This is a genomic window from Rhodoferax lacus (genome assembly GCF_003415675.1).
Taxonomy (GTDB): domain Bacteria; phylum Pseudomonadota; class Gammaproteobacteria; order Burkholderiales; family Burkholderiaceae_C; genus Allorhodoferax; species Allorhodoferax lacus.
The window spans coordinates 88,467-106,145 of sequence record NZ_QFZK01000006.1 but is presented as its reverse complement, the minus strand read 5'-3'; the positions used below and the strand labels follow the sequence as shown (position 1 = coordinate 106,145).

At 64.1% G+C, this 17,679-nt stretch carries 17 protein-coding genes; 8 read left to right on the top strand and 9 right to left on the bottom strand.

Going from position 1 to position 17,679, the window contains the following annotated elements; translation table 11 throughout:
- Window positions 1-190: 190 nt before the first annotated feature.
- Genes DIC66_RS23450 through DIC66_RS11775 form a run of 4 tightly spaced genes read left to right on the top strand, consistent with a single transcriptional unit; the run spans window position 191 to window position 6,443 of the window.
- Complete coding sequence (locus DIC66_RS23450; protein WP_117177392.1) at window positions 191-3,124, top strand: type VI secretion system Vgr family protein; 2,934 nt, start codon at window positions 191-193, stop codon at window positions 3,122-3,124.
- Between the two features lie 18 nt (window positions 3,125-3,142).
- On the top strand, window positions 3,143-4,483 hold the full coding sequence (locus DIC66_RS11785; RefSeq protein ID WP_117177390.1) for a hypothetical protein: 1,341 nt from the start codon (window positions 3,143-3,145) through the stop codon (window positions 4,481-4,483).
- A 16-nt stretch (window positions 4,484-4,499) separates the two neighbouring features.
- Window positions 4,500-5,612: a hypothetical protein gene (locus tag DIC66_RS22905; protein WP_147321295.1), complete on the top strand. Its 1,113-nt coding sequence runs from the start codon at window positions 4,500-4,502 to the stop codon at window positions 5,610-5,612.
- Between the two features lie 30 nt (window positions 5,613-5,642).
- Window positions 5,643-6,443 carry a DUF3047 domain-containing protein gene (locus DIC66_RS11775; protein ID WP_117177386.1) on the top strand — a complete coding sequence of 267 codons (801 nt, stop codon included), beginning with the start codon at window positions 5,643-5,645 and terminating at the stop codon, window positions 6,441-6,443.
- Between the two features lie 8 nt (window positions 6,444-6,451).
- Here DIC66_RS11775 and DIC66_RS11770 read toward each other — a convergent pair whose 3' ends face one another.
- From DIC66_RS11770 to DIC66_RS11745, 6 genes are read right to left on the bottom strand one after another with little or no spacing between them, the layout of a single operon-like run.
- On the bottom strand, window positions 6,452-7,684 hold the full coding sequence (locus DIC66_RS11770; RefSeq protein ID WP_117177384.1) for an MFS transporter: 1,233 nt from the start codon (window positions 7,682-7,684) through the stop codon (window positions 6,452-6,454).
- Between the two features lie 14 nt (window positions 7,685-7,698).
- Complete coding sequence (gene arsH / locus DIC66_RS11765; protein WP_117177382.1) at window positions 7,699-8,436, bottom strand: arsenical resistance protein ArsH; 738 nt, start codon at window positions 8,434-8,436, stop codon at window positions 7,699-7,701.
- Complete coding sequence (gene arsC / locus DIC66_RS11760) at window positions 8,414-8,836, bottom strand: arsenate reductase (glutaredoxin) (protein ID WP_117177380.1); 423 nt, start codon at window positions 8,834-8,836, stop codon at window positions 8,414-8,416. The genes arsH and arsC overlap by 23 nt, the downstream gene beginning before the upstream one ends.
- Window positions 8,833-9,861 carry an ACR3 family arsenite efflux transporter gene (arsB, locus tag DIC66_RS11755; protein WP_117177378.1) on the bottom strand — a complete coding sequence of 343 codons (1,029 nt, stop codon included), beginning with the start codon at window positions 9,859-9,861 and terminating at the stop codon, window positions 8,833-8,835. Before arsB ends, arsC begins: the two co-directional genes overlap by 4 nt.
- Window positions 9,858-10,388, bottom strand: coding sequence for an arsenate reductase ArsC (locus tag DIC66_RS11750; protein ID WP_117177592.1), 531 nt, complete (start codon window positions 10,386-10,388; stop codon window positions 9,858-9,860). The genes arsB and DIC66_RS11750 overlap by 4 nt, the downstream gene beginning before the upstream one ends.
- A gap of 14 nt (window positions 10,389-10,402) precedes the next feature.
- Window positions 10,403-10,729: an ArsR/SmtB family transcription factor gene (locus DIC66_RS11745; protein ID WP_117177375.1), complete on the bottom strand. Its 327-nt coding sequence runs from the start codon at window positions 10,727-10,729 to the stop codon at window positions 10,403-10,405.
- A 139-nt stretch (window positions 10,730-10,868) separates the two neighbouring features.
- Here DIC66_RS11745 and DIC66_RS11740 point away from each other — a divergent pair, with 139 nt between their 5' ends.
- The 3 genes from DIC66_RS11740 to DIC66_RS11730 are packed head-to-tail and all read left to right on the top strand — an operon-like array spanning window position 10,869 to window position 12,929.
- Complete coding sequence (locus tag DIC66_RS11740) at window positions 10,869-12,242, top strand: FtsH/Yme1/Tma family ATP-dependent metallopeptidase (RefSeq protein ID WP_117177373.1); 1,374 nt, start codon at window positions 10,869-10,871, stop codon at window positions 12,240-12,242.
- A gap of 44 nt (window positions 12,243-12,286) precedes the next feature.
- The gene (locus DIC66_RS11735) at window positions 12,287-12,580 is read left to right on the top strand and encodes a toxin-antitoxin system TumE family protein (protein ID WP_199534722.1); all 294 of its coding nucleotides are present in this window, start codon (window positions 12,287-12,289) and stop codon (window positions 12,578-12,580) included.
- Window positions 12,564-12,929, top strand: a complete 366-nt coding sequence (locus DIC66_RS11730) for an HVO_A0114 family putative DNA-binding protein (RefSeq protein WP_233505890.1) — start codon at window positions 12,564-12,566, stop codon at window positions 12,927-12,929. Before DIC66_RS11735 ends, DIC66_RS11730 begins: the two co-directional genes overlap by 17 nt.
- Here the strand turns inward: DIC66_RS11730 and DIC66_RS11725 are convergent.
- Genes DIC66_RS11725 through DIC66_RS11715 form a run of 3 tightly spaced genes read right to left on the bottom strand, consistent with a single transcriptional unit; the run spans window position 12,926 to window position 15,563 of the window.
- Window positions 12,926-13,201 carry a hypothetical protein gene (locus DIC66_RS11725; RefSeq protein ID WP_117177367.1) on the bottom strand — a complete coding sequence of 92 codons (276 nt, stop codon included), beginning with the start codon at window positions 13,199-13,201 and terminating at the stop codon, window positions 12,926-12,928. The two genes, DIC66_RS11730 and DIC66_RS11725, sit on opposite strands and share 4 nt — an antisense overlap.
- A 51-nt stretch (window positions 13,202-13,252) precedes the next feature.
- Window positions 13,253-14,077 (bottom strand): ATP-dependent Clp protease proteolytic subunit, encoded by an 825-nt coding sequence (locus tag DIC66_RS11720; RefSeq protein ID WP_117177365.1) that lies wholly within the window; start codon window positions 14,075-14,077, stop codon window positions 13,253-13,255.
- Between the two features lie 19 nt (window positions 14,078-14,096).
- The gene (locus DIC66_RS11715; RefSeq protein WP_158558899.1) at window positions 14,097-15,563 is read right to left on the bottom strand and encodes a TraM recognition domain-containing protein; all 1,467 of its coding nucleotides are present in this window, start codon (window positions 15,561-15,563) and stop codon (window positions 14,097-14,099) included.
- Window positions 15,564-15,727: 164 nt separating this feature from the next.
- Here DIC66_RS11715 and DIC66_RS11710 point away from each other — a divergent pair, with 164 nt between their 5' ends.
- Window positions 15,728-17,665 carry a hypothetical protein gene (locus DIC66_RS11710; protein ID WP_117177360.1) on the top strand — a complete coding sequence of 646 codons (1,938 nt, stop codon included), beginning with the start codon at window positions 15,728-15,730 and terminating at the stop codon, window positions 17,663-17,665.
- The last annotated feature ends 14 nt before the right edge of the window (window positions 17,666-17,679 follow it).

Here is a 17,679-nt window from a genome sequence, read left to right as displayed (position 1 = left end):
TTTCCTGCAAAGCCAAGCAGTGGACTCAGCCACTGCCGTTCCCAGCGCATCCAACGCGTGGCTTCACGGCGCGTCGTTCGCCGCCAAGCGCTACTACATACATCCCCCAAGGCCATACCGGCCTTTCAACACCCTTTGTTTCTCTGCTGCATCGCCGCCCCGGTGATTCGGCGCAGCTTTTGGAGTTTGTATGTCTGCCCTGTTCCATGCCCCGCGTGTGCTGACCGTCAAGAGCCCTGCCATCCCCATCGTGGCGGGCCAGCCCGCACTGGTGCCCCTGAAGCTCGAAGGCGCTGAAGGTATCAACAGCCTGTTTGAATACCGGCTGACCCTGCAAACGCCAGATGCCCTGAACTTCATGGCCGCCAGCGGCTCCAACTTCGACCTGACGGCCTTTGTGGGCTTGGAGCTGAGCTGCTTTGTAGAGCTGGAAGGCCAGGGCCAGTTTGTGCCCGGCCTGCCCGGTGGTGCGGGCGCTGCCAACCAGGGCGCCGGTGTGCGCGAGATCTCCGGGATGATCACAGAAGCCCGCTTCGTAGGCGTTGACAGTCGCCACGCGCTCTATGAGCTGACGCTGCGGCCCTGGCTGCACCTGGCCACACTCACCACCAACTGCAAGGTGTTCCAGGACCAGACGCCCATTGAAGTGATAGCGGCCGTGCTGGCCAACTACCCGTTTGCCACCACCAAGCGCCTGATCGAGACCTACCCGCAGCGCGACTACACGGTGCAATACAACGAGAGCGACTTTGAATTCATCACACGGCTGATGCAGGAGTGGGGCATCAACTACCACTTCGAACACAGCGCTGGCGTGCACCGCCTGGTCTGGAGCGACCACAACGGTGCTTTCCAGGTCACGCAAAACAAAAAGAAGGGCGTCAGCGCCTACCACTCCATCCCCTTCTACCCGTTGGGCCACAAGATTGACCGCGAGTACATCCACGGCTTCAGCCCGGTGGACAGCCTGACCAGCGGCAGCTATGCGTCACGCGAGTACGACTACACCCGTCCACGGGCCACCTTGGCTGCCGAGGCGTCTGCGCCGCGCAACACGGGGCATGCGGACGAGGAGGTGTATCTGTGGCGTGGGGACAAGACCTGTGTGGGCGGCAGCGACTACAGCCAGCCCAACCGGGGTGCCGACAAGGCAGCCAACCAGACCGAAGGACAGGGCAAGCATCTGGCGCGCTTGCGTATGCAGGCGCTGCGGCAACCTGGCCTGCGCGCCAAGGGTGTGGGCCATGTGCGGGGCATCGTGCCGGGCTGCACGTTTTCTTTGAGCGGGCATCCGCAGGAGAAGGCCAATAGCGAATACATGGTGCTGGATACGCGCCTGGTGATTGAGAACGTGTCGGAGGATACGCAGCGGTTGGCTTTGGACACCGTCTCCTCCGGCTACACGGGCGGCGCCGCACCCCGGGGCGGGGGGCTCATGGTGCCAAACGCGCACAAATCGCCCCCCACCCCGGGGTACGACGCCGCCCTTGGCTTTGGGGTGGAGTTTGGCGCTGGGTTGGGCACTGCGCTGTCGGACGTGCAGCGCCTGTCCGGTCAGTGGCGCGTGTTGGTGGAGTTTGAGGTGCAGCCCACCACCGAAGTACTGCGGCCTGTCTTGAACCAACGCAAACCCAAGACCGGCGGGCCGGAAACCGCGCTGGTGGTCGGACCATCCGCGGACACCGCCGAATCCAACATCTACACCGACGCACTCGGGCGCATCAAGCTGCAGTTCCCCTGGGACCGCTACGGCCAGAAGAACCAGAACAGCTCCTGCTGGGTGCGCGTCTCCAGTGCCTGGGCTGGCAACCAGCTGGGCGCCATGCATGTGCCACGCATTGGCGAAGAAGTGCTGGTGGATTTTTTGGGCGGCGACCCGGAGCTGCCGTTTGTGAAAGGCCGCCTGTTCAATGCGGTGAACATGCCGCCCTGGAGCCTGCCCGAGCAGCAGGCGCTCTCGGGCTTTCGAAGCCGCGAGCTCACACCTGGGGGCGGCAACAGCGCAGCCGGGCGCAGCAACCATGTGGTGCTGGATGACACCGACCAGAAGATCCAGGCCCAGCTCAAGAGCGACCACCAGCATAGCTCCTTGAGCCTGGGCCACATCACCCGTATCGAAGACAACGCCGGCCGCAAAGACTACCGTGGTGAAGGCTTCGAGCTGCGCACCGACGGCCACGGCGTGCTGCGTGCCAAGGACGGCCTGCTCATCACCACCGAAGGCCGCACAGCAGCACAGGCCCACGCCAAGGACATGGGTGAGACAACGGCGCGCTTGCAGCAGGCGCAGGACCAGCATGCATCCCTGGGCGATCTGGCTGCGCAGCATCTGGCACAGGACACTGCGGACCAGGGCGATGTGGCCCAGGACCTGCAAGCGCAGAACGATGCCATACAGGGCAAAGGCGGTGCAGGCAAGTTCCCGGAACTGTCAGAGCCGCACCTGGTCTTCTCCAGCCCGGCCGGCATTGCCAGCACCACCCCCGGCAGCACCCACCAGCACAGCGGGTGCCACCACGCCATCACCAGCGGCGCCCACACCAGCATCAGCGCACAGCGCAGCCTGCTGGCCAGCGCCAAAGAAGCCGTGCGCCTGTTCGCCTACAAGAGCGGCATCAAGCTGGTGTCGGCCGCGGCCGACATCGAGGTGCAGGCGCTGGAGAAGAGCATGCACTTCCTCTCCAAGGTCAGCATCACCGAAACCGCCCAGACCATCACCTTCACCGCCAAGGAAGAACTGACCATCAACGGCGGCGGTTCTTTTAGCACCTTCAAGAGCGGCAGCATCGTGCATGGCACGGCGGGGGTGTGGGATGTGAATGCGGCAACCAAGGCGATGGATGGGCCCAAGAGCCTGCCGGTGGTGATGCCGCCCTTCCCCTCTGCGCTGCCCTTTGACGAACAGTTTCAGGTGCTCAAGCCCACAACGGGCAAGCCTGCACAGGCGATTCCTTTCACCATCAAGACGTCCAGTGGTGAAACCATTCAGGGCGTAACGGACCAGGAAGGAAGAACCCCGCGCATCTTCGGCTCACAGGCAGAGTCACTCGAACTCGTCCTGGGCGGCCTGCAGGAAGGTGGCCCCCTTGAAGCCACTGCGCCATCCGACAGTGACGGCTGCTAAAGCAACGAAAGAAAAACCATGGCCACGACACCAAAATGCGATGCCACTGGCATCCTGAATGAAGCCCAGGCATCCTGCGTAAAGACCCACGCAGCAGGCTTGATACCCGTTGAATACGAAATCCACCTGGATACCAACCTGAGGCTGCCGTATGCAATCTATTGGAATGGAGAAACGCAACCGGCCAACCGTGTCGCGTTGACCACAGGCGGCGCAGTTGCCACCGTTCGCATCATGGCGCGCAGCGGGCAGAAAGTGGGGCTCTATTTGGGAAGTGACGCATCACCCCAGTTTCGCCAGGAAATGCTTTTCCCCATAACGGTCGGACACAACGATGTGCGCATCGTCATTCACAGTGTGACCGGACAACATGACCATGAGGCCGAAGTCTCCAGCAAGGAAACTGACATCCAGCGCGATATGACCGAAGCTGGCCGGGCCGACAAATTGGATATCTACCGAGGCAACTTTTTGACGGGTAACACGTGGTTGAAATTCAGTCACAAATACACCGTAGCCGAGTCCCTGGCTCTGGCCGCCGATGCGGGCGAGGTCGATGCGGGCATATTGGCTGCATTGCGCGCCATCTATGGCGGCGATGTTTCAAAGACCAGCGGCTATACCGTGGCCTTTGCAGGCAAGCACAGTTGCAAGCTCAGCTTCCAGGCAGGCGTTGACAGCAATTGCGTGCAGAACATCCTGCGCTACCTGTCACTGGGTGGCTTCAGTGGCGCAGCCTTGCCGCGCGTGCATCCACGTTCGTGGGTAGCGCTCTTGCAGGCAGCGCGGGATGCCAATGTTGGTTCGTTGGAGATCACCTCGGGCTGGCGTCCCATGACAGGAAAATCGCCGCACCGCATAGGTCTGGGGCTTGATATCAAAAGTGCCAAGTCGGTTTCGGGAACTACCTTGGTGTTTGACAAGGACAACGCGAATTTATGGTCCAGCCCGGAGGAGAAAGTCGCTCATCGGGATTGGACTGAATCCGAGGCTGAACTGGATAAGGCCCATGTGGAGATGGCTGCGGCACAGAAAGCAGCGAAGGCGGCCAAAGAAGAGGGCAAAGCGCTTGCCCAGCAGCGAGAGGATGAAGCGAAGAAAAGACTAACAAAAGCACTCCTTCAGCGAGACCTGTCAAAAGCGGAATACGCAAAAAATCACAAAGGGACTTTTGCAGACACTCTGGAGCAGACCCTGTTGAAGAATCCCCTCATCCGCCAGGTGTTTGAGCCCCTGGTAATGGATGCCAATACCCGTGACAAGCTGGAGCCGGAAGTCAACCGCTACCGCTTGGGCAATGAAGCCACCCACAAAAACCATCTGCACGTCACTGCAGTGGACTCCTATCTCATCCCCTGACCAGAACACTATTCCCATGTCTATCAACACAACCTATAGAGCAGTGTTTCGGGTCAGCCTCTTCTCGTTGTTGACTATCGCCTGTGGCGCCTGCGTTCAGGCTGCTAGCTGGTATGACTGGGTAGACAGACCATGGCCTGCCCGCTACGTGATATCTGTGGCGCTGGACTATTCTCGGCTAGAAGAATACGCACCAGAGCGCAATGAAAACCGTCGCAAAAAAGGAAGCACCATCTTATGGAGCTTCGAAGAGTTCTTTGGAGCCACGCACCCCTTTAGAGATATACAGCATCCGGCAGGTCGAGTGTATGAGGACATTTACAACAACTATGACGACTTCGGCTACCAAGTAATAGTTTTCGACAAATCCAACAAGGTGGTGACCACCCACCACACACCTAAGCCTTTACAGGTTAGGCAAACTCCCAACTCCGATGTGCGGCTGGACGGCCTAATGGTGGAGGGCGACGCAACTACTGGAAACCCCATCTACAAGCTAGGTGAATGGTATGTTCACTTGCCCGGTGCGAGAGGTGATGACATTACTCCTGCGCTGTGCAGTTACGACGACGATGGCCGCTACTCCGTCAACAGCAGCGACCGTTACTTCCATCCAGAAATGAAGTTCAACGTCAAAGACATCATCAATGACCGCGGCACCTTTGGCTGCCGGGAGTGGGCTTATCAAATGAAGCGCCCTGTCAGCGTGGCTGGTTTGGGCGGCCAGGTGCCGGATGCCCAAGGCCAGTGCCAAGGCGGCTTTGAGCCAGGGCTTTACAAGGGCAAGCTGCTATGCCCCGGCCTGGATGAAGCAAGCATTTACAAACCCAATGTCCGTGGATTTGTGCAACCCTATATTGACGTGACCACCTACCACGACAAGGCAGGCAAGAAGACCCACATTGGCCGGTTCATCGGCTGGATGGGATTTGACGATGCACCACGCCCCATCATCGGCAAGCATGGCGACTACTGGCTTTGCCTGCATGAGTGTCCAGACGGCGAGGCACCCGGTGTGATTGCCGACATGGCGGACTGGACTTCCAAGCGCGGCTGGCCCATGCCCAAACCTACGCCGTATTTTCCGGATAGCAGGCTTAAGGCAAGCAAGTCCGATGCAATCGAGTAAGGTACTGCCCATGCCTATACCGCGTTCACGGTGCACAACACCCACCCAAACAAGCTGCCCGCGAGCGTCAGGGAATCTGTGGGCCTGTTAGCAAGGCCCTTTGCCCGCACCTGCCTGCTGTTGCTGGCCTTGGCCTCACCGTTCACAGCATTCGCACAGGGCACTCCCCTGCTATCCCCTTTCTCCTCCGCCCCAGGCCAACAGCCCCCCGCACCTTGGCGCGTGGTCGGCATTCCCGGCGGCAAGATTGCATTGACCACATTCACACTTACCAGCATGGAAGGCAGCACGGTGCTCAAACTGGAGGCAACCAATGCCTACGGCAATCTGGTGCATGCCCTGGCGCCCAACGCCGTGTCGGCCCGGCCGATGTTGAGCTGGCGCTGGCGGCTGGATGCGGCACTGCCTCTGGCCGATCTGCGCACACGCAAGGGGGACGACAGTGCGCTCAAGGTCTGCCTGCTGTTTGATGTGCCGCTGGAGCGGCTGGGCCTGGTGGAGCGCAACCTGCTGCGCCTGGCGCGCGCGGTGAGCGCCGAGGCCCTGCCCTCGGCCACGCTGTGCTATGTGTGGGATGACAAGCTGGCGCCCGAGACGTTGCTGCACAACGCCTACACCGGCCGCGTGCGCATGATCGTGGCCGAAGGAAAAGGACAAGCATTGGGGCAATGGCAATCGCAAGCCCGCGATGTGGCAGCCGATTTTCAGAAGGCGTTTGATGAAGAAAGCAGCAGCCTGCCGCCCCTGACCGCCGTGCTGGTGGGCGCCGACAGCGACAACACCGGCGGCCACAGTGTGGGCTTTATGGGTGATGTGCTGCTGACACCCTGAGGCCGGGCTCAGGCATCCGGCCCGGACGGCGGCGGCGTTTGCGCCAGCAGCCACAAGGCCAGCACCACCAGGCAGCCCAGCGCCGCCGACACCCACAGGGCCGCTGCGCCCAGATGCGCCACGCACAGGCCAAACAGCCAGGGCGCCAGGGCCTGCGCCAGCCGGGCGGGCACCATCAGGAGGCCTTGGCGCTCGCCATAGCCCTGGGGGCCGAACAGCGCCAGCGGCAAGGTGCCTTTGGCGATCGTCAGCACGCCGTTGCCTGCGCCATGCAGCACTGCAAACAGCATGGCCGCCACCGGCCCCAGCAGCAACAGCGCCAGCGCGCCCAGCGGATGCAGCACGGCTGCCAGGCGCGCGCTCAGCAGCGGGTGGGCGCGGCGCAGCACACCAAACTCCAGCAGGCGGCCGGCCACCTGGGCCGGGCCTATCAAGGCCCCTGCCGTCACGGCCATGGACAGGCCCACGCCGCTGGCCGTCAGCAAGGTGGGCAGGTGCGCGGCCATGGCGGTGCTGATGAACCAGGTCAGTGCAAATACCAGCGACAACAGCACCGCGCTGCGCAGCGGCACAGGAGCCGGGGAGGCGGATACGGTATCCGCCTGCGTGCCGGACGCGCTGGTCTGCAACGCATATGCCTGCGCAGCGGACGGGCTCATCTGTGGCGCATCGTGCGGCAACAGTTTGGGCAAAGACAGGTTCAGCGGCAGGCCCAGCAGCAGGTGCAGCGCGGCCCACACCAGGCAGGTATCGCGCCAGCCCAGCCAGCCCTCCAGAGCGGAGCTCAGTGGCCAGCCCACGGTGCTGGCAAAACCGGCGATCAGGGTGATGCCGGTGATCACATTGCGCGAGTCGCGCCCGTACAGCCGCACCAGCGTGGCAAAGGCGGCCTCGTACAGACCACCGGCCATGCCCAGGCCCATGAGCATCCAGGCGGCGAACAGGCCCCAGCGGCCAGTGCAAAAAGCCAGACCGACCAGGCCCGCGGCAAACACCAGGTTGCTCAGCGCCAGCACCGGGCGGCCCCCCAGGGCATCGATGGCCCGGCCAGCGCGCGGGCCCACGAATGCAGAGATCACCAGGCCCACAGAAAATGCCGCAAACACAGTGGCCGTGCTGATGCCCAGCTCGCGCGCCATGGGCACGGCCAGGATGGCAGGCAGGTAGTAGCTGGAGGCCCAGGCCAGGGTTTGCGCTGTCCCCAGGGTGAGCACCGTGCGGGTCCGGTTGGCGCTGTGCATGGCCCTAGTGTGACTTACAAAGCGCGCTGGTTCACCCGCTGGCTGAGCTGCTCGGCACTCTCTTTGCGCTCGCTGTAGCGGTCCACCAGATACGGCGCCACATCGCGTGTGAGCAGCGTGAATTTCACCAGCTCTTCCATCACGTCCACCACGCGGTCGTAATAGGCGGAGGGCTTCATGCGCCCGGCCTCGTCAAACTCCAGAAAGGCCTTGGCCACCGAGCTCTGGTTGGGGATGGTGAGCATGCGCATCCAACGCCCCAGGATGCGCATCTGGTTGACCGCGTTGAAGGACTGCGAACCGCCGCTCACCTCCATCACCGCCAGCGTCTTGCCCTGCGTGGGGCGCACGGCACCGACCGACAAAGGAATCCAGTCGATCTGGCTTTTCAGGATGCCGGTCATGGCGCCGTGGCGCTCGGGGCTGCACCACACCATGCCCTCGGACCAGGCGGCCAGGGTGCGCAGTTCCTGCACCTTGGGGTGGCTCTCAGGCGCGCCATCGGGCAGGGGCAAGTCCTGCGGGTCAAACACCTGCGTTTCTGCGCCCATGATCTGCAGCAGGCGCTGGGCTTCCAGCGTCAGCAGCTTGCTGTAGGAGCGCTCGCGCAGCGAGCCGTACAGCAGCAGGATGCGGGGTGCGTGGGTGGACGGTGCAGATGGCGCCAGCCGTGCAGGCTCTGGTACCTGGAAGCACGCGGCGTCGATGTTGCTGCTGGGCAGTGCGGGCTCAGACACGTTGGCCCTTGTCATTCACCACGGCCTCGCCGTCTTCCTTGTTGAAGGCGGCAAGCTGCGCGTTGGGAAGTATCTCCAGCACGGCTTCGCTCGGGCGGCACAGCCGCGCACCCAGCGGGGTAACCACCACCGGGCGGTTCATCAGGATGGGGTGCTGCACGATGAAGTCCAGCAACGCATCGTCGCTCCACTTTGCATCGGCCAGGCCCAGCTCGGCGTAGGGCGTGCCCTTCTCGCGCAGCAGGGCGCGGGCGCTGATGCCCATGGCGGCCAGCAGCTCTTGCAGGCGGGCCTTGGTGGGGGGAGTCTTGAGGTACTCAATCACCTCAGGCTCTTCACCGCTGTTGCGGATCAGGGCCAGGGTGTTGCGCGAGGTGCCGCAAGCGGGGTTGTGGTAAATCGTGATGCTGCTCATGCTGCCGCACCCCGCTCGTACCAGCCTTTGCTGTGGTTGACGATGTAGACCACCAACAGCATCACCGGCACCTCGATCAGCACGCCCACCACCGTGGCCAGTGCGGCGCCCGAGTTGAAGCCGAACAGGCTGATGGCTGCGGCCACGGCCAGCTCGAAGAAGTTGGAGGCGCCAATCAGTGCCGAGGGGCACGCCACGTTGTGCTTCTCGCCAACCGCGCGGTTGAGCCAATAGGCCAGCGCCGAGTTGAAAAACACCTGGATCAGAATCGGCACGGCCAAGAGCGCAATCACCAGCGGCTGGCGCAAGATAGCCTCGCCCTGGAATGCGAACAGAAGCACCAGCGTGAGCAACAAAGCGGCAATCGACCAGGGGCCAATCTGCTCCATGGTGGCGTCAAACGCGGCCTGCCCTTTGGACAGCAAGGCACGGCGCAGCAGTTGCGACAGGATCACCGGGATGACGATGTACAGCACCACCGAAGTCAGCAGCGTGTCCCAGGGCACGGTGATGGCCGAGATGCCCAGCAGCAGCCCCACCAGCGGCGCAAACGCAATCACCATGATGCTGTCGTTGAGTGCCACCTGCGAGAGCGTGAACAGCGGGTCGCCACCGGTCAGGCGGCTCCACACAAACACCATGGCCGTGCAGGGGGCTGCGGCCAGCAGGATAAGGCCGGCAATGTAGCTGTCCAATTGGTCGGGCGGCAGCAGCGGCGCAAACCAGTGGCGTATGAACAGCCAGCCCAGAAAGGCCATCGAGAACGGCTTGACCAGCCAGTTCACAAACAGCGTGACACCAATGCCCTTGACGTGGCGGCGCACCTCGCCCAGCGCGCCAAAGTCCACCTTCACCAGCATGGGGATCACCATCACCCAGATCAGCAGGCCCACCGGCAGATTGACCTGCGCGTATTCCATGTGGCCAATGGCCTGGAACACCGCCGGAAAAAACTGGCCCAAGGCAATGCCCACCACGATGCACAGAAACACCCACACCGTCAAAAACCGCTCGAACACATTCATGGCGCAGTACTTCCGTGGTTCGCCAACTGGCGGGCGCTGTCTTGCAGCAGGGTGTGGTGCAGCTTGTCATCGGGCAGGCTGGCAAACAATTCCAGGCGGTGGTAGATGGCGTGCAGGGTCTTGCGGAAGGCTTCGAGCTTGACGGCCTCGCTGCCGTCGCCGGCGGACGGGTCGGCATAGCTCCAGTGCGCAGTGGCGGGGTGGCCGGGCCAGATCGGGCAGACCTCGCCGGCGGCATCGTCGCAGACCGTGATGACCAGATCCATGTGCGGCGCCTCGGGCCCGGCAAACGCATCCCAGCTCTTGCTGTACAGCCCCTCGGTGGACAGGCCCGCGTTGGTCAGCACCTGCAACCCCAGGGGGTTGGGTTGCTGCAAGTCGCGCGGGCTGCTGCCAGCGGAATAGGCCTTGAGGCGGCCTTTGCCAATCGCATTGAGTGAGGCTTCGGCCAGGATGCTGCGGGCCGAGTTGTGGGTGCACAAAAACAGCACGTTCAGAGGTGCGGTGCTTGCAGGTGTAGGGCTCATGGTTTCCATTTCTTCTATTGGCTGACGCAGGGCTTGGGGGAAACAATTTGGCAGGCTTGGCCCTGGCAGCAGTTGTCGGTGAGGTAAGACAGCACGCCATTCATCTGGTCAAACTGCGCGCGGTAAATCAGGTTGCGGCCCACACGCTCTTGCGTGATCAGCTCGGCATGCAGCAACTCCTTGAGGTGAAACGACAGGGTGTTGGCTGCCACGCCCAGACTCTCCGACAGTGCGCCGGGCGTCAGCCCACCCTGCCCCGCCACCACCAGCGAGCGAAAGACCTCCAGACGCGAGGCCTGCGCCAGCGCGGCCAGTGCTTTGACTACCGATTTTGATTCCATACTTCGATGATACTTGAAGTATTAGTTGGCATTTGGCATTCCAGGCCTGCGGTCGGCCAGGGGCGTGCAAAAAGAAGTCATGATCCAAGGCTTGCGTGGCCGCTGTAGCCGCCCTGTTTTTTGAACACAATAAATTGCCATGCCACTGAACACCGCCTTGCAGGCCGCTGCCACCATCCCCGCCCTCGCCTGGGACGCCATGGACATACGCGGGCTGAACCTGGTCAAGTCCTGGTCACAGGCGGTGGGGCGGGCGATGGCTGCACCCGCTCGGGATGCCGATGCCCTGCAACTGGTGGGCCGTGCCTGCGTGGTGGTGTCGCCCTTTCTGAACGGCATGACCTTGGGCCGCTCGGTGGCCGACGCCGCAGGCCTGCCCTATGTCTCGCTCAGCCCGGGCCACGAAGACTTTGCAGCCGTGCTGCAGGCCATAGAGCAACCCACCGTGGTGCATCTGGAGCACGGGCCCTGGCAAGCAGACCTCAAGCGTCTGCTGCAGCCCTACAAGGGCGAGGTGCCCGCTGCCGTGCAGGAACAGCTCAAACACATCCGCGCGGTGCAAGCCACCCTGATGCAAGCCCTGGCGCAGCGCCCCGTGGTCTACCTCACACTGACCAAGGAAATTGCAGCCTTCAGCACGCCGCTGCAGCAGGTCGGCGGCTTTGACCGGCAGATTGCCCTCGGCGGCCCGGTGCAGGACATCGCCGGTGCCATGTGGCTGGCGCAACTGGGCGACTGCGCCACGCCGGCCCTGCAGGAATCGCGCGCCAAGGTGGCCGGCCTGATGGCCGAGACCCACCTCAACCCGCAAGCCGTGCTGTTGCGCCTGCGCCGCCTGGCCGCCGATGAAAACCGCCAGGTGGAGCTGGCAGACCTGATTGATGTGCTGCTGCGGGGCACGGCGCAAAGCGATGCGACTGACACCGGCAATGCGGACAGTGCAAACCAGCGCAGCACCCTGCACCGCGTGGCCTGGCACGAAGCCGGCCACGCCTTGATGACGGTGCTCGACAGCGACCGCCAGCGCGTGCCCGACTACGCCTCGGCCTGCCGCTCGATGGCGTTTGATGGTGTGGTGGTCTCGTTGCGTGAACAGCACCAGCCCTTCACCTATGCCGAACTGCGCCACGAGGTGCGCGTGGCCCTGGCCGGGCGGGCCGCAGAAGAGGTGGCCTATGGCAGCGCGCAGGTGTCCAACGGCAGCGCCAATGACCTGGCCGCCGCCACCCGCCAATGCAGCTGGGCCTTCTCGGCCGGCGGCCTGGCGCCCAACATGGATGACGCCGCCCGCTCGGGCAGCAACCTGGCACTGGTACTGCACGACGACCCCCAGGCCCAGGCCGAAGTGCGCGGCCTGGTGCAGGGCTTTCTGGCCCAGGAGTACCAGCATGTGCTGCGCACGCTGCGCGAGAACCGGCCCCTGCTGGATGCACTCGGTGCACGGCTGGTGGCCGACCGCATCGTGGACCAGCAGGAGATGCGGGAACTGTTGGGCTGTGCGGCGGCGTCTTAAACCAGCCCCTTGACGCCATCATTTATTATGGTTAGATTGACCATATGAAGGCGACGCGCATTTTCTATGACAAGGCCGTTCTGCCAGATGGCGCCATCGTCGAAATGACCATATGGCAGCTGCCGAATACTTCACCGGAGCGTACCCACGGACTGAAGTACAGCCTGTTCTATGGACGTGATGGTCGGCGTATTGTTGGATACGACAACGAGCGCGGCAAGGGTGACCATAAGCATGTACACGGGATTGAATTCCGGTACAAGTTTCTAAGTGTCGAACAGTTAGTGGCCGATTTTTTGGCCGATGTTGAAAGGATGAAAAATGAGCACCACGAATAAAGTCCAAGTGCGTGTTGGCAGCCTTGAAGACATGGGCAAACGTTTTGCGGGCGCCTGGAACAGAGCGGTAGCGGGTGAGCAGGTCTCTGAAACCCATGTAACGTTTCTGGACGTGCAGACGATGCTGGATGCGCTCTCACCGCGCCGCTTGGACTTGCTGCGTCACGTACGCCAGCATGGGGCAGGCAATGTACGTGAACTGTCCCAGGCACTCAAGCGCGACTACAAAAATGTGCATCAGGACGTCGCCATGCTGGAAGCTGCCGGACTGCTTCAGCGTGACGGTCGAAAATTGACGGCCCCGTGGGATGAACTGCAGGCCAGCGTGTCATTGATGGCGGCCAGTTAACGAACCGACACCACCTCCGCCTCCACGCAGCGCAGGCGCGCCACTTCCCGGCCGATGGCGCCGGTGTTCAGTGTCCATTCATCGGTCCTCTCGTCGCGCGACAGGGTGAGCGCGTTGTGCGGCGCACTCATATTGGTTTTGGCCTGGCGCTGGATCATCTGCACGGTGGCTTCTGCCACGGCGCGGCAGGCGTGGTCGGACTCCAGGGTTTGGGTTTGCACGACGGGGGCGCCCTGCAGCCAGGTCAGCACGATGAGGGTGGTCTTGATCACAAAAGTCCTTGGGTTGAAACGCTATCGGGAATAAATGTATACGCAGTCTGGCTACAGACTGGCCAGGCGCGGGCGCTGCTGTGCAGGGGCCTGCACTGCGGTTTGCACAGGCACCACGGCCAGGCGCGCCTCCAGCCGCGGCACGCCTTTGACGCGGTCCAGCAGGCCCAGGGCCCAGGCCTCGCGCAGGTCCATGCTGGCGTCTTCCTCCATGCGCGTGCTCAGGTGTTTGGTGTAGGGCGCCAGGGTCTGGCGGGCCTGGCAGTCGGCCCACATGCGCACTACGGGCTTGAGCCATTTGAGCGGGCGGCGTTCTTCGCTCACTCCCAGGTCCTGCGCAATCTCCAGCCCTTGGGTGTGCAGCATCTGGCAGCGCACGGCGCCCTCCACGGCCAGGCCCAGGCCGCCGCCAAAGCCCTGGTTGCAATGGTTCACCAGGCGCTGCACCAGGCCCTGGTCCACCACCTTGAGCACCGCGGCCAGCTTGTCGGCCACGCCCGAGGTCAGCGTGTAGGCATTGCTGCCCACGCGGGCGTGGTGGTACAGCAGGCTGGTGTTGCGGTGCGCCGTGCGGCTGCCCACCTCACCCAGCGCCATCAGCATGGCTGCGGCACTGGCGGCGCGAAACATGGCCAGCGTCTGCACGCTGCGCCCGGCCGTGCGCCAGCGCTCCACGCATTCCAGAATGTGCTCCAGGCCGATCACGGCGCCGCCCGGAGAGTTGATCTTCAGCGTGACCTGCTCGTAGTGGTAGTAGCCAAACAGGCGCTCCAGGTGTTTTTCGATCTCGATGGCCGAGGCCTCGGAGATATCGGTGTTGATCTCGAGCGTGCCGTCCTGCGCGCCATAGGCGGGGACCAGGGGGGTGAGTTCCATGCGGGTCTTTCAAAAAAAATCAAGCGAGGTCGGCCAGACGAGCGCGGTGCAGGCCCCAGTGGCCATCGGCAAACACGCTGTAGGCCTCGCCCACGCGCAGCTGCGCGGGGCGGCGCACATCCACCACGTGCGGGCCCTGGGTGTCGGGTCCGGGCAGGATGCTGCGCAGCCAGTCGATGGTGCGGGTGTCGGTGGTGCGCAGGATGAACTTGGTGGGCGTGTTGGAGCTGATGATGTCCAGCGCGGTGCAGGCCGCGTTGTCGCTGCCCAGCTCATGCTCCATGGACGACAGGCTCTGGCTGGCCAGCACGCAGATGGCGCGGTAGGCGCGGCAGCGGTCCAGAAAATTCTGCTCGCCGGACTCCGGGTCCTGGGTGACGAAGCGCTGGGCCTCGTCGCATACATAGGCCACCGGGCGCTCCAGGTTCTCGCGCGCAAACACGGCCTCGAAAAACTTGGCCTTGAGCGCCTTGCCCGCCAGGCGATGGTCCTCACGCGCCTCGGGGCAAAACAGGATGACCCGGCCCGCCTCCACCAGCGCGCCGATGTCAGTGCCCGCGCGGCGGCTGTCGGGCAGCGCGTCCAGGTCCACGAAGTGGCTGATGTCGGGGTTGCTCAGAGCGTTGACCAAGGGGTCGGCACTCTGGCAGGCGTAGGTGAACTGGCGGAACAGCTCATCGTCCTTGGTGTAGTTCTTCAGCGCGTTGCCTGCGGCGCAGTCCACCCCGGCCAGGCTGGTCAGGTGCTCCAGCACCTCGCTGGCCTCCTTGAGCTTGGCCATGCCGCCGCGGCGGATCCAGGACAGGATCTCGCGGATCTGCCCCCAGGAGTTGGCGCCCGCGCGCTGCACACCCAGCTGCGCGGCCATCAGCTCAAACAGGCGCCCGCCTTCGGTCTTCGCCGCCACTTCGGTCTGCAGGTGCAGCAGGTCGCGCAGCAGGGCCATGCCCAGGTGGTGCCAGAAGGAGCCGTCGCCCGTGGGCGTGATCAGCGGCCCGAAGGCCTTGCACTTGGCCAGGCGCTCGGTGGCACTCAGGGGGCTGTCCACCGCAAAGAAGCGCATGGGCGCGCATTCGCCAACCACCACCAGGCGGTCGAGCTCGCCGCGTTGTGTCAGCACCTGGCGCACCTTGGCCTCCAGCTCGCGTTTAGGGTCGATCACCAGCATGGCGGTCTGCAGGCCGTCTACGGCATAGTTCAGCAAGGCCGCGAGGGGCGGCTCCACGCAGGAGGCCGTCTTGCCCGAGCCGGTGCCACCCAGAATCTGGATGTTCACCAGCTGCGAGGGGTGCACGCTGTCACGCCCAAACCAGGCGCCCTTGCTGCCCATGACCAGGGGCGGATCAGACGCGCGCCAGGGCACGGGCGTGCGCACCAGGTTGCGCCTGGGTGGCGGCTCCATGCGCTCCACGCGCTCCAGGGTTTGCAGGGCGGGGGCGCATTCCTCTGGGGCCTCGTTCCAGTCCAGGTCCAGTTCCAGTTCCATGTCGGTATCAGGTGTGCTTGGGTTCATCGCTGCATTGGGCACCGGCTTGCCCATGCCGGCAATACCTTTAGAACATTGCTACTGAACACCCTGTAACGTGTTTGCGGCATTGCCTGTATGCTGCTACCCTGCGCCCGCGCAATGCCTTGACACCAACCCATCCCATGCCACCCACCACCACCTTGCGCACACGCATCCCCTGGCAGGACGACAGCGAGCTGGTGGACAGCCATGCGCGCCGCTACATGGGGGTGGCGCTGTACCAGTCGCGTCTGCGCCTGCTGGCCCCGCCCACCACCCGCAGCAGCCCGCTGGCGCTGGAGTGCAGCCGCACCCTGGGCCGCATGCTGCAGGGCAAGGAGCGCATTTACGACGTGCACTCCACCCGCGCCGCGCAACGCGACCCGCAACGCTTCGTGTCCGAGCGCGACATGCTGCGCACCATAGACGCCCTGGCGCAGCGCGCACTCGACCAAGCCGGTGCGGCCTTGCTGCAACTGCCCGCGCTGCGCGAGCGCTTTGGTGGCTGGTTCCTGCTGCTGGAGCGATGGCCAGCACTGGAGAATCTGGATGCGCTGCTGGACAGCCTGGGGCAGTTCTCCCACCCCTACCTGCTGTGGGTGGAGCAGGTGCGCCAGGCCAGTGCCCCGACCCAACGCGCCCTGCGCGCCTATCTGGACAGCGAATTCCACCTCAACGCCATTGCCCACAACCCCGAGGTCCTGCAGGCCGCAGAACATGCAAACGAACAGCCCCGTGAAGTGGCCGATGCACGCCGCCAGTTCGACCTGGTCCGCAACAACATGTCTGCCGCCGTGCGCCGCCTGGTGGCGTTGCGCAGCCAGGGGTTTGAGGCCACACGCTTTGCCTTTGAAGAGTCACGCGTGGGCCGTGGCAATGACACCCGGCCCTATGCGGCCTGGCCCTTCCCCTTGCGGCTGATGGGCGTGGAAGACGGCGAGACGCTCGCCGCCGCCGTGGCCAGCTACCAGGTGCTGGGCGCCTGGATGGCCGGTTGCGGCGCCAACCTGCGCTTTGTGGAATCCACAGTTCCTGCAGCGGCAAAACGCAGGCCGGCCAACAGCGCGGGCGAGCAGGCCGCCCAGGCACTGTGGCGCGCCGTGCACGAGGCGGGTGAAGCCCTGGCCTGGCTGGGTGCGGCCCTGCATGCGCTGGTGCGGGTGGAGGCTTCGGCCCACTGCCAGCAATGCTTTCGCCATGTGGGTCTGCACTTTCGCAAGTACTGTGAACGCCATGCCCGCCCGGACGACGGCGCAACGCGCCAGGACCGGCCTGCCGCAGCCGCAGCCGCAGCTGCAACAGCCAGCACCACCGCCACCGCCACCGCCACCGTGCACGCACGCACCCAGCACCGCCACTCCACCCTGCTGGCCGCGCAGTTCCGGGCGCAGTTCGAGCGGCTGCATGCGGATCTGGCGCGCAAGCCCGTATGGCGCGAGCCCACGCAGGCGCTGGAGCGCGCACTGGCGCGCAGCCGCAGCCGCGCCGGGCGCAAGCCCCAGGCCTTGGGCAGCAGCTGGGCCGAGCGCGCCGATGACATCGTGGTTCTGGTGGATGCCCTGCGCCCCGTGCTGGGCGAGGCGCTGACCCTGCGCATGCAGGCCTTGCAGGGCGCACTCGCTGCATGGGCCGGTGCGGACAGCCAGGAGGCGGTTCAACGCGCCGAGTCGCTCACGCCGGGTGGCTTTTTTGCGCACTGGTTTTCCGGCTTCTCGCAAACCGTGGGGCGCAAGCAACTGCTGCACGTGGGCACCGACCCCACCCACCCCATGACAGCCTGGAAGCTGGTGGCCAGTGGCAAATACAACACGCCGCTGCGCCGCCTGAGCCCGCTCAACTTTGACTCCATCGTGCGCGACCTGCTGCTGCACCGCGCCTGGCTGGAGGTGGGTGGTGAGCAGGCCGATGCGGCGCTGCTGCGTGGTGGCGCCCCGCTGCCCGGCCTCAAACCCGCCAGCCGGGTGGACCTGGTGGCCGCGCGCCAGATGCGCGAGGTACAGGGCCTGAGTTTTGAGGCCATTGGCAAGACCTTCGGCGTGAGCCGCGCGGCCGTCTACCTGGCGCTCAAGCGCGCCGGCTGAGCTGCAAAGGCGCT

Bases quoted from the DNA above. Each gene is read 5' to 3' on its own strand.
- arsC (WP_117177380.1), bottom strand. From the start codon at position 8,836: ATGAGCAGCATCACGATTTACCACAACCCCGCTTGCGGCACCTCGCGC.
- DIC66_RS11770 (WP_117177384.1), bottom strand. From the start codon at position 7,684: ATGCACAGCGCCAACCGGACCCGCACGGTGCTCACCCTGGGGACAGCG.
- DIC66_RS11735 (WP_199534722.1), top strand. From the start codon at position 12,287: ATGAAGGCGACGCGCATTTTCTATGACAAGGCCGTTCTGCCAGATGGC.
- DIC66_RS11750 (WP_117177592.1), bottom strand. From the start codon at position 10,388: ATGAGCCCTACACCTGCAAGCACCGCACCTCTGAACGTGCTGTTTTTG.
- arsH (WP_117177382.1), bottom strand. From the start codon at position 8,436: ATGACAAGGGCCAACGTGTCTGAGCCCGCACTGCCCAGCAGCAACATC.
- DIC66_RS23450 (WP_117177392.1), top strand. From the start codon at position 191: ATGTCTGCCCTGTTCCATGCCCCGCGTGTGCTGACCGTCAAGAGCCCT.
- DIC66_RS11740 (WP_117177373.1), top strand. From the start codon at position 10,869: ATGCCACTGAACACCGCCTTGCAGGCCGCTGCCACCATCCCCGCCCTC.
- DIC66_RS11720 (WP_117177365.1), bottom strand. From the start codon at position 14,077: ATGGAACTCACCCCCCTGGTCCCCGCCTATGGCGCGCAGGACGGCACG.
- DIC66_RS11730 (WP_233505890.1), top strand. From the start codon at position 12,564: ATGAGCACCACGAATAAAGTCCAAGTGCGTGTTGGCAGCCTTGAAGAC.
- DIC66_RS11715 (WP_158558899.1), bottom strand. From the start codon at position 15,563: ATGGAACTGGAACTGGACCTGGACTGGAACGAGGCCCCAGAGGAATGC.
- DIC66_RS11785 (WP_117177390.1), top strand. From the start codon at position 3,143: ATGGCCACGACACCAAAATGCGATGCCACTGGCATCCTGAATGAAGCC.
- DIC66_RS11710 (WP_117177360.1), top strand. From the start codon at position 15,728: ATGCCACCCACCACCACCTTGCGCACACGCATCCCCTGGCAGGACGAC.
- DIC66_RS22905 (WP_147321295.1), top strand. From the start codon at position 4,500: ATGTCTATCAACACAACCTATAGAGCAGTGTTTCGGGTCAGCCTCTTC.
- DIC66_RS11745 (WP_117177375.1), bottom strand. From the start codon at position 10,729: ATGGAATCAAAATCGGTAGTCAAAGCACTGGCCGCGCTGGCGCAGGCC.
- arsB (WP_117177378.1), bottom strand. From the start codon at position 9,861: ATGAATGTGTTCGAGCGGTTTTTGACGGTGTGGGTGTTTCTGTGCATC.